This is a genomic window from Kitasatospora sp. UYEF31 (assembly GCF_057291755.1).
This window is the reverse complement of record NZ_JBXAWK010000048.1, coordinates 40598-51215: the sequence shown is the minus strand read 5'-3', so window position 1 is coordinate 51215 and position 10618 is coordinate 40598. Positions and strand designations below refer to the sequence as shown.

Genomic DNA, 10618 nt, shown 5'->3' with positions numbered 1-10618 from the left:
AACCTGGTCGGTGAACACCAGGGAGGGCTTGCGGCCGGCACCCGCCGCGCGGCGGCGTGCCCCACCGCGCTGGTCGTGGAGGCGTCCTTCGCGGCAGGCGGTCCACGGGTCGGCCAACTCGGCGATCAAGCATGCGAGTTGTTGACGCGGCAGGCCGGTGAAGACAGGATGGGTGAGGGCCGCGCGGGCCCAGTTGATCGTCACACATCACAAGCTCGCGCGGCTCTTGTCGTTGGCGCAGGAAAACGCCTCAACCGTTATTCAGACCCAGGTCGTTACGCGGACGACGTACACAACAACGCCGGCGCGAGAGCCGTGATCACAAGGGGACAGTCACTGATGCGAGCAGACGATTCCGGCGGGCCCAGCGGGTCCACCGGTGACCTGACGATGCAGATCGCCGGCATGGAGCTGCTCGTGGCAGACCTCAAGCGCGTCCTCGGCGACCTCGCCGCCGGGGCCGGCCCCGGGAGCGGCGGGAAACTCGCCGCGGCCACCTTCGGGAACGGGTTCATCGAGGCATCCGTCATCCACGACGCGACAAACCGCGCGCGCGACGCTGTCGCCCAGCTGATCGGGCGGCTCCAGCAGCAGATCGACGCCATGCAGTTGACGATCAAGTTGACGACACGTCAGGCGACCGGTGCGGACGAAGACGCCGCCGCCCGCTTCATCCGGTTGTACCGGACCGACCATGCCGCCGCGCAGCGCTGATCCGCGACCGGTGAGGAGAGACAGATGACCGACTTTGACGCCTATTCCCATGAGCAACTGCTCAGTATGGTCAACGGGACCAGTCCGGACCTCGTCCGCAGTGCCGTCGCCCGGCTGCAGGCCGCGGCCGTAGCCGTCAGAGCGGCCCACCACGCGCTGAAGTCAGCGACCGGGTCTGGTCAGGAGAGCTGGCAGGGCAAGTCCGCTGACGCCTTCCAGGGCTGGTCGGGGCAGTTGCTGACCGCGACTTCGGTCCTGGCGGCCTATGTCGACGGCGTACGGAAGCACCTGGACGACGCGCAGATCGCCCTCGCAGCGGTCAGGATGCCGCCGGTGCCCGCAGGTGCCCTGGCCGCGAAGGCCGATCCGTACACCGCGTCGAAGATCCCCGAGAGCACCGCCTGGGCCCACCCGGGCGCGGCCGCCGAAGTAGACGTCACGCGGAACCTGGCGATCGCTCAGCTGAACAGCGCCCGGCTTGAGGCCGCGGACCAGCTGCACCGGCTGGCGAGCAGCTACAGCGTCATCGGGGAGGGCCTCGCCGCGCTGCCCGAGCCGAAGTTCCCGGACATGCCGGATGTGGCGGGCGTCGTGCCCCTGTCGGTGCGGTCCGGGTCCGGTTCGGCCGGCCCGTACGGCGGGTCGGGCGCTTCCGGCTCTTCGGGCCGTGGTCGTACGGTCGTCCCCCTGTCGGGCGGCGGGCTGCCGGGCGGCGGTCAGCCGGGGTCCGGTTTCAGCGCGTCGTCGCCCGACGGAGGTCCGGGCGGCGGTGCGGTGACGCCGGGCGGCTTCGGGGAATCCGGTGGTACGGGTGCGCCCCCGGTCCCCCGGGGCACTGACCTCCTCGGCACCGGCGGCCTGGTCGCCGCACCGTCGACGGGCATTCCACTGAGTGGTTCCGGCACCGGCGGGGCAGGCCCCGGGCCTGCGGGCCCGGGGCCCGCGGCGGGCGGCCCGGTGCCGGGTGGCGGCGCGTTCCCCGGCCTGGGCGGTGGCGTTCCGGCCGGTGTCGGTCCGGCCGGCGGCGGTCGTAGCGGCGGCGGTGCCACCGGTGGGGCGGGCGGGCGCCGGCCGGGACTGGCCGGCGTGCCCGGCGGAGCGGCCCCCGGCAGCGGGAACCCCCGTACCGGATCCGGTTCTTCGGGTTTGTCCGGCGGGACGGCCCGCCCGGGGCGCGCCGCCGGCGGCGCGGTCGCGGAAGGCGGCAACGGCGGTCGCGGCATGGCTCCGGGTATGCCCGGCGGCGCGGGCGGGGCGGGCGGTGGTCCCGGATCTCCGGGTGGCGCACGCGGCGGACCGCGACTGTCCCGGACGTCCGGCGGGTCGGTCGGTGCGCCGAACGGCTCCGGGGCGGGCGGCGCTGCCGCGCGGCCCTTCTCCGCGGGCGGGTCGGGTCTCCGCTCCGGGACACCCGGCGGGGCTGCTTCCGGCCCCGGTGCGGCAGGTGGCAGTCAGACAGCCGGTGGGCGCTCCGCGTTCGGTGGTGTGCCCGGCGGCGGGGGCCAGTCCGCGCGGGAGGAGTCCGGACGCCGCAGTCGTGCCGACTATCTGCGGGAAGACGAGGAGACCTGGCAGGAGGGCGGCGGGACCGTACCGCCGGTGATCAGCTGAGGGTTGACCTGGACCGGCCGGCGCTCCGGTGCTCTCCCCGCGATATACGCGAAGAGAGCACCGGAGCCTGTGCGCCGGAGTACCCGTGCTGCGGCGGCCGGGTCAGGTGAGTGAAGCCGCCTGGATCTTCTCGACCTGTTTCTTCACCAGTTCTTCGGCCGGGAGTGCGACACCGGTGCCTCTGGGTTCGGCGTACGCGAATTCGATCAGGGTCGCGCCGACGCGGGTGACGATGTACTCCGTGGTCAGCTGCAGTGCCTGCGTTCCGGTGCTCTGCGGTCCGGTGGTGGTGAGTCTGACCGCGACCGAGACGTCCCCGTACTTCGGCACCTGGACCGCCGACGCCTTGTAGGTGGCTTTGCCGTCGGCACTCGTGCCGGTGAACGTGGCACAGGTCTTCAGCGCTCCGCTGCCCCTGTCGACGATCGCCTGCGCCTGCGCGGGCTGGAACGACGCCATCACCAGCCCTGTGATGCCGTTCGGTTTCCGGTCGTCGTTGATGGCGTACGAGGCGCTGCCGGCCGGCCGTACCGCACCACCGTTCACGGCCAGGAGCTCCATCAGCGGCTGGCACTTCGGGTCGTCGGCCTTCGGCGTGGGGCCGTCCGGGACGTCACTGATGGTGTACGCCGCAGGGACGTCCTTGTCGGTGAGCGCGACGGTCTGCAACTGGTCCCGGGTGAAGACCTTGCCGCCCGGGCCGACCGATCCCGGGCGGATCGATCCTGACTGGGCACTGGGTGAGGCTGAGGCCGACGCGCTGGCGTCGGCCTTCTTGCCGAGTGCGTCGCAGGACGCGACCAGGGCCAGAAGCGGAACGGCGGCGACGGCGATTCCCTTGCGGTACGGACTGCGCACGGGTTCCTCCAGGGGTCTGCGGAGGCGCTTACTCCCCCACGTGGAATGGAGTGTGTGGACCGCCCGGCGGTTCCCGGCGCGGTGTCAGATGCCTGTTCCCGCGCCTGTGCCGTGCCGGCGGGCGCGGGCGTCACGCAGGACGAACGCCCCGCTGACGAGGATCAGCGCGGCACCGAGGCCGATGCCTATGACGGCGGTGCCGGTCCTACGGTCCTTCTCGGCGCGGGTGGGGCCGAAGGACAGCGGCTCGACGTACACCGGCGGCTGGGCCCGCTGTACCACCGGGTCCTCCACCGGGGCCTGGCCCGGGGTGGTTTCGACGCCCAGCGCCTTGACCGGGTCGACCACACCCCAGCCGGTGCCCGTCGTCCTCCCCCGTACGGTCCGCTGCGCGCTCTGCTCGATCGCGGTGACGACCTGGGCCGGGGTCCAGTCCGGGTGGGCGGCGCGGACGAGGGCGGCGACACCGGCCACGTACGGGGCGGAGAAGGATGTGCCGCTGGTGGCGCAGTGCCCGCCCTTCGGCACTGTGGACCACATGTCCACGCCCGGGGCTATGACCCCGACGTAGTCCTTGTTCTGCGAGAACGCGGCGCGCTCGTTGTTGCGGTCGGAGGCGCCGACTGCCAGGACACCCGGCAGCTTCGCCGGCCAGGTGTCGGTGTTGTCCTTGTCCCCGGTGTTGCCCGCCGCGGCGACGATCAGCACGCCGGCCCCGGTGGCCCGCTCGACCGACTGCCGGAGCCTCGGCGGCTCCTGTGCGGTCTCGGCAGCCTGGGAGATGTTGATGATCCTGGCCTTCTGGTCGACGGCGTAGTCGATCGCGTCGGCGAGGGTGCTGGTGTTGCCCTTGTTGGGGCCGTCGCCGTCGTTCTGCCGGACGGGGAGGATCTGCGCGTCCACGGCCAGCCCGGTGAACCCGGTTTCTATCTTCGGCCGGACGGTGTCCCCGGGGCGGGCGGCGATGATGCCGGCGGCCATGGTCCCGTGGCCGACGAGGTCGGTGCGGCCCCTGGTGTCGGGCAGCGGCTTGCCGTCCGGGCCCTTGGCGTCCGGCGGGAGGATGTCCCTGCCGTCGACGACCGCGGCGGTGAGCTGCGGGTTGACGGGGTCGACACCCGAGTCGATGACCGCGACCAGGACCGGCTTCCCGGTCTTGGCGTCCTTGCCCGTGGACTTCAGCCACAGCTGGTCGAGCAGGACCCGTTGCAGCGCCCAGGGCTTCCCCGCCAGGGGCTTGCCGCCGAACTCGCAGCTGCCGTCCGCCAGCAGGCGCAGCCCGCCCGGCGGTGGCGCGGCGGCCACGGCACCGGCGGTGCCGGCGGGCAGGAGCGCGCCGAGTGCCAGGGCGGACGCCGCCAGACGTCGTCCCGTACGGGTGTGACGACCATTCACTTCTGCTGCCACCGTGTCACGTCGTGCCGGGGAGGTCCTGATTCCCAGGCCGGCTCGGATATGGGCCTCTGCTCGGATACGGGCCTGTGAGGGGGGCCGGTGACCGGACGGGCCTGCGGGCGTCCGGACGGGCCTGCGGGCGGACGGCGGCAGGGGAGGCGGACATGTGCGCATCCCCCTCCCCCGGAGCGCCGTACGCGCGCCGGCCGGGGTCAGCCCCAGACGCTGGCGGCCTTTCCCTCGGTCGACCGGTAGAGCTCAGCGGTGTCGTGCAGCGCGCGGGTGATCTGCGTGAGCAGGTCACTCAGTGCCTGCGCGTCGGTGTCCCAGCCGCGCTGGACCTGGGCGTAGCCCTGCTGGGCGTCACCCTCCCAGCTGCTGGCGATCTTGTCGGCGCCGCTCTTGACGTCGCGCAGCTGCTGCTGGATCTGACCGTTGATGCCGTTGACTTCCTGGCTGGCACCTTCGATGGTCGCGTAACTGACTTTGATGGGCACACCCATGACAACTCCTGGAGATCGGAACCTGCGGTGATGGACGGGCCCGCTTGCGCGCGGCCCACAGTGGCCTGACCAGCCAGTCTCAGCCGAGCGTCGACGTGATGTTGCTGATCCGCGACGCCTGCGCGGTTTCGGCCTCGCGGTAGCTACCGCCCACCGATTCCATCGCCTGGCCGATGTCGTCCAGCCGGGTGTTGATCTTGCGCATCACTTGCTGGACGCGCTCCTGCAGCGTGTCGAACGACTTCGCCGCGTCACCCTGCCAGCCGGCCTGGATGCCGTCGACCATCGTCTGCATCTTGCCGATCTCAGAGTTGATCTGCCCCTGCACCACGTCGATCTGACGTGCGAACTGCCGGATTTCTTCTGGCGTTGCCTTGTACCCCGACATGATCCACCGTCCCCGTAAGACAGAACTGCGTACGTACTGGCCTGCCCTCGCCCCCGTGGAGCCCGCGCCGACCAACATCATCGGATGATGTCCCAGGCACCCTATCCGCTGACCTGGGCGACCCCAAGCGCGTACCGGACATTGGTTACCGATCCTTGATGTTCGCCGAGGCGCCCGGGACACCCGCCCGGCGCACGCCCGCCCCACTGGCCCGCGGAGCCTTCCAGGGACACTCCCGGGCATTCCCCCGCGCACGGGAACACACGTACGCCGTAATGGTTCTGGCGCACCGTCAGCCCCGCGGGTCCCCCCGTACAAGATCTATGAACCCTGCGGCTTCTTCGCGTCGAGCGCGCTGAGCGACGGTCCCCGCTGCACCAGTTCGGACCACTCCCGCGGGACCGCCTGCGGGCGTACCCCCTGGTAGCCCAGGCGCAGTTGCGCATCGCTCTCCCCGTTCGGCCCTGGCTGCGGCGCCGGTTTCCCGGGCTCGGACGCCTCGTTGGGGATCAGGTAGCGCAGCCCCGAGTCGGTGACCAGGTAGACGGGTCCGCCACCGTTGGGACTCGTCACTTCCCGGTACAGCGCACCGGTGCCCGGAGTTACGTACACCCCGCCCATGCCGTCGACCATGTCGGTCGGTAGGCGCGTAGTGGCGCTCTGCACAGTGCGCGGGACTTCACCGTCGTACGTGCCGGTGAATGTATTGCACACCACAGCCCGCGGCTCTGCGGCGTCGGCCTGGTTGACCACGGCAGGCGGCTGGGTGGGCCAGCCGTACTCCTCGTGGTAGAGCGCTCCCTGGCGGACCTTGTCGCCGTACTCGCCCATGCTGACCGGCAGCGCGGCGCGTTTGCCGCCGCCGTACACCTTCTCCGCGTCGGGATGGTTGAGCAGCAGGAGCGCGACCAGCCGGCTGACGGGGACCAGGCCTTCCTTGGTGACCACGTACTCCTGCTGGTCGGCCGCGCTCTCCGCGCGCAGGATCAGACCGATCTTGTTGTGCCCCGGGTCCAGGCCCGGGGCCACCTTCCCGTAGTCCGGCGGTGTGACGGCCGCGTACGTGATCTGCCCGCCGTCCCGCAGGGTGCCCAGCCAGGAGTCGCTGACCGGCTGCGGCTTGGCGACCGTCAGGCCGAGCGCGCCGAAGACCTCATTGGCGACGACGGAGTAGCGGCGGCCGTTCTGCACCAGGTAGCGGGTCTTGGCGCCCGTGAAAGCCTGGACGTAGAGAACCTGGTCGTTCTGCAGTACGCCCAGGGTGGGGGCGACGCCGACGAACGCGCTGCGCTGCGGTTCCGCGAGCAGGTCACGCTGGGTGCTGCCGGCCTTGACCGGCGGCTGCTCGCACACCGTCCAGGCTTTGCCCTTCTTCACGTCGGAGGCGGGCGGCAGTCGGTCGGGGGCGTTCGGGATGCCCAGCGGGGCCCCGTGGTCGACGCTGTTGACGACCTTCTCCGGGACCAGGTTGACCTTGAAGCCGCCCGGGTCGAGGAGGAGTCGGCCCGACGCGATGTTGAGCACCGGGTGCAACTGCCCCTTGCCGCCGTCGGCGTTGTCGAGGTAGACGTAGCGGCTGGCCGAGTCGCGGCCGACGATCAGGCTGCTCTTGTCCTTCCACTTCGCCGGCGTGCCCGGCTTTATGAGGCCGAACACCCCGATGCCGGTGGCGATCAGCGCGCCGATGACCAGACCGGGCACGACCGCCTTGAACGGACGTGGGGCGTTCTCCTCGCTGGTGCCCAGTGGTTCGGGCTGGAGGAAGTTCGCCACCATCCGGCGGCGCGCGAACATGTACGCCTCGAGTTGGTCACGACGCGATGCCATCGTTCTCCCCGTGGTTGACCGTGTTGTGCTGCCACCGCCCCGTGCGGTCGGCCCCTGTGCCGGTACGCGTGTCGGTGCGCATGCCGGTATGTGTGAACAGTGCGCGTCTGAGTACGCGTCCGAAGTACACGTCTGAGCGCGCGGGGCGGACGAGGCGGGTGCCCGGCGGACGTTCTATCACCTGCGCACCGCCCGGGGCGACGTCTTGATCCCGTGCCGTACGGTACGGGGTGCCGCAGTAGGCTGCGGCACCCGGCCGCTCCGGCCGCTCCGGCCGGGCCGGCACGGGCCGGTGGGACCGGCTCTGTTGACGCCTGTCGACGCTGGTTGAAGCTTGTTTGACGCTTGATCTGTAGTTCGCTTGAGGTTGGTTCAGGTTTGCTTGAGGTTGATTCGGGTTCGCCTGAAGCTGTTTCAGGTTTGCTTGAGGTTGATTCGGGTTCGCCTGAAGCTGTTTCAGGTTTGCTTGAGGTTGATTCAAGTTCGCTTGAAGTCCGTTGAAGAAGAGCGACCGTCAGTCGGGCACCGCCGCGCAAAGGGCGGTACCGCGCCGGGAGCCGCTGTGCGGCGGGACCCGGCACCGGCCGCTCCAAGCCGTACGCACACGGGGGGATCACGCACACGTGGCTGCACCGGCGTCCACCAGCACCCAGCAGAACCCGCAACGCCCGGACCGCAGGAGGCCCGACCGGAACCGGCGGCGCGGAACGCGTCCCGTCCCGCCCACACCGGCGGCCGGCCTTGCCGACGTCCCCGGGCCGGTCGGCGCCGCGCTGCGGGCCCAGCCCCGCCCCGGGCGGATCGGGGTGCTGCTCGTCCAGCAACTGGTCCTCGTCCAACTCGCCGTACTCCTGGTGGCGTTGCCGCTCGCTGTCGGTCCGGGCTGGCTGACGGCCCCGGGCGGTGCCGTCGCGGTGCTCCTGCTCGCGGCCGCGCTCGGCCGCTGGCGCGGACGGTGGCTGGTGGAGTGGCCGCGGATCCTGATCGGCTACCGGGCCAGGGGACGTGGGCGGCGCCGGCCCGTGCCCGGGGGTCCGCCCGGTTCCGCGGGTTCCGGTTCTTCGGGGCCCGGCGGCTCTTCGTCGGCTGGTTCTTCGCCGGCTTCCGGCTCTCCCCGGTCCTCCCGCGGTTCGTCGGCCGCCCGGTCTTCGTCGTCGGGTTCCCCGCCGTCAGGCCCCAGTTCGTCCGGTACGGATCCGTACGGCGGCCTGGTGTCCGGTGCGAGTGCTTTCGACACGACCGCTCCGGGTTCCTCCCCGCACAGTGCTCCGAGTGGCCAGAACGGACAGGGCGACCAGAGCGGGCGGCCCGGCGCCGACACTGACCGTGCGCTGGGCCCCGTGCTCGAGTGCGCGCCCGAACTGACGACCTGTTCGTTCACCGACCGGGACCGGCGCGGCATAGGGATGGTCGGCGACGGCACGTTCCTCACCGCGCTGCTGCTGGTCGCGGCGCGCGACGAGCCGCTGCGCCCCGCGCGGGCCCGGCATCCGCTGCCGCTGGAGACCGTCGTGGACGCCCTGACAGTGGACGATGTGGTGCTCGCTTCAGCGCAGATCGTGCAGCACACCCAGCCCGCCCCGGCCACGCACCTGCCCGAAGAGGCGCTGGCCGCCCGCGCCTACCGCCAGCTCGTGGAGCAGTTGGGGGACAGGACGGCCCCCGGTCTGCGGCTGACCTGGATCGCTCTGCGGCTTGAACCCGAACGCTGCCCGAACGCGGTCGCCGCCCGGGGCGGCGGCCTGGCCGGCGCGCAGCGCTCGTTGCTGCGCGCGGTCAATCAGCTCGCGGGCCGGCTCGGCGAAGCCGGCTTCACCGCACGGCCGCTGACCGAGGACGAAGTGGTTCAGGCGCTGGCGACCTCGTGCAGCGTCAACCCGTTGAGCGCGGGGCGGCAGCAGCAGTCCGGCCGTACCCCGCGGCGCACCGCCGAGACGCGGCAGGGGTGGCGCTGCGACGACCGCTGGCACACCACCTACTGGGCGGCGCACTGGCCGCAGCTGACGTCGACCGGAACACCCGACCTGATCAGCGCGCTGACCGCCACACCGGCCCTGGCCACGACCTACAGCCTGACGGTGACCCAGGGTTCCGGCGATTCGGTGGGCCTGTCCTCGCACGTCCGGGTCGCGGCCCGGTCGGCGAACGAACTGACCCGGGTCACCCGGCAACTGGAGCAGCGGGCCAGGGCGTCCAAGGTCGGCCTGGTACGGCTCGACTTCGAACAGCAGCCAGGACTGCTGGCCACGCTGCCCTTGGGAGGCGCACTGTGAGCACCACCACGTCCGGGGGGCGCCGCCGGGCCGTTCCGGCTGACTCCGCCGCGCCGGACGCCGTCCCGCGCTCCCGGGCCCGTCGCCTGCGCCGCGTATTCGGCCTGGCCGGTCCGCGGCACGACCGGCACGTCCTGACCCGGGCCCAACTCCCGGCACTGGCCCTGCCGGTGAGCGACGACGGCATCATCGTGGGCACCGACCAGAACGGTGACCCCGCGGTGCTCGGCCTGTTCCGCCCCGAGCCGTACGGGATCGCGTTCGTCGGCGGGGCCTACGTGACACAGCTCATCGCGCTGCGGGCGGCGGCGATCGGCGCCCGGGTCGTGATCGAGTCGGGGCGGCCGCACCTGTGGTCGGCGATGGCGCAGGCGGCCGGCGGGGCGCAGCAGGCGGTCACCGTGCACGGCGTGGGCCGGCTGGGCCCGCAGGGACCGAGCGCGGGCAGCCCCGTGCTGGTGATCCGGGACTGCGGGGCCCGGCCGCCGCGCAACCGGCTGGCTCCGTCCGCGTGGCAGACGACGTTGACGCTGCTTCCCTTCCTCGACCCGCGGCTGGCGTCGCGCCACCTTGGCACGGGGCTGGTGGGACTGCAGCGGGTGTCTCCGGTGGAGGCCCAGGCCGCTACCCGTGTGATGGGGATGGACAATCAGGACGAGCAGTCGTTGCCGTCCCTGGGCGACGAACTGACGCTGTGGTGTACGCGACGTTCGCGGCGTTACGTGATGCTCAATCCGACGCCGCTTGAGGTCGGGCTGTTGGGTGCGCCGCGCCGGATGGACTGACCATCGGTCCGTCCGTCCGTCATGCGGTGTACGGAGTGACCATCCGCCCCGTGACCCGCTGATTGACTGTCCGTCACACGACCCGCCGGGCGACCATCCGCCCTGCGGCCCATTGGATGACTATCCATCACATGACATACGGCGCGGGCGACTTCAAGTGATTTGTCCGAACGGATTCCCCTCCGACGCTTGGTCACCTATCGCACCGGTCCGGTCACACAGGGCGAATCATGCGGCAGCCCTGGTCAGGTCGGGGGAATCATT

The 10618-nt window shown here is 71.5% G+C and carries 9 protein-coding genes and 1 pseudogene; 4 read left to right on the top strand and 6 right to left on the bottom strand.

Annotated features, from left to right (window positions below; genetic code table 11):
• Positions 1 to 204: pseudogene (locus AC0Z36_RS22035) on the bottom strand (transposase family protein); the annotation flags it as partial.
• 135 nt (positions 205 to 339) lie between these two features.
• On the opposite strand from AC0Z36_RS22035, the gene AC0Z36_RS22030 reads away from it, so the two are divergent.
• Positions 340 to 714 (top strand): hypothetical protein, encoded by a 375-nt coding sequence (locus AC0Z36_RS22030; protein WP_485464720.1) that lies wholly within the window; start codon positions 340 to 342, stop codon positions 712 to 714.
• A gap of 24 nt (positions 715 to 738) precedes the next feature.
• The gene (locus AC0Z36_RS22025; protein WP_485464719.1) at positions 739 to 2325 is read left to right on the top strand and encodes a WXG100 family type VII secretion target; all 1587 of its coding nucleotides are present in this window, start codon (positions 739 to 741) and stop codon (positions 2323 to 2325) included.
• Between the two features lie 102 nt (positions 2326 to 2427).
• Here AC0Z36_RS22025 and AC0Z36_RS22020 read toward each other — a convergent pair whose 3' ends face one another.
• The 5 genes from AC0Z36_RS22020 to eccB all read right to left on the bottom strand — a co-directional run bounded on the left by AC0Z36_RS22020 (position 2428) and on the right by eccB (position 7296).
• Positions 2428 to 3183 carry a hypothetical protein gene (locus AC0Z36_RS22020; protein ID WP_485464718.1) on the bottom strand — a complete coding sequence of 252 codons (756 nt, stop codon included), beginning with the start codon at positions 3181 to 3183 and terminating at the stop codon, positions 2428 to 2430.
• 84 nt (positions 3184 to 3267) lie between these two features.
• Positions 3268 to 4578, bottom strand: coding sequence for a type VII secretion-associated serine protease mycosin (mycP, locus tag AC0Z36_RS22015; protein WP_485464717.1), 1311 nt, complete (start codon positions 4576 to 4578; stop codon positions 3268 to 3270).
• 212 nt (positions 4579 to 4790) lie between these two features.
• Positions 4791 to 5081, bottom strand: coding sequence for a WXG100 family type VII secretion target (locus tag AC0Z36_RS22010; RefSeq protein WP_485464716.1), 291 nt, complete (start codon positions 5079 to 5081; stop codon positions 4791 to 4793).
• Positions 5082 to 5160: 79 nt separating this feature from the next.
• Entirely contained in the window at positions 5161 to 5469 is a 309-nt protein-coding gene (locus AC0Z36_RS22005) for a WXG100 family type VII secretion target (protein ID WP_485464715.1), read from the bottom strand.
• 321 nt (positions 5470 to 5790) lie between these two features.
• Complete coding sequence (gene eccB, locus AC0Z36_RS22000) at positions 5791 to 7296, bottom strand: type VII secretion protein EccB (RefSeq protein ID WP_485464714.1); 1506 nt, start codon at positions 7294 to 7296, stop codon at positions 5791 to 5793.
• Positions 7297 to 7919: 623 nt separating this feature from the next.
• Here eccB and eccE point away from each other — a divergent pair.
• Together eccE and AC0Z36_RS21990 are read left to right on the top strand one after the other, a co-directional pair.
• Positions 7920 to 9569, top strand: a complete 1650-nt coding sequence (gene eccE, locus AC0Z36_RS21995; protein WP_485464713.1) for a type VII secretion protein EccE — start codon at positions 7920 to 7922, stop codon at positions 9567 to 9569.
• Entirely contained in the window at positions 9566 to 10354 is a 789-nt protein-coding gene (locus tag AC0Z36_RS21990) for a hypothetical protein (protein ID WP_485464712.1), read from the top strand. Before eccE ends, AC0Z36_RS21990 begins: the two co-directional genes overlap by 4 nt.
• The last annotated feature ends 264 nt before the right edge of the window (positions 10355 to 10618 follow it).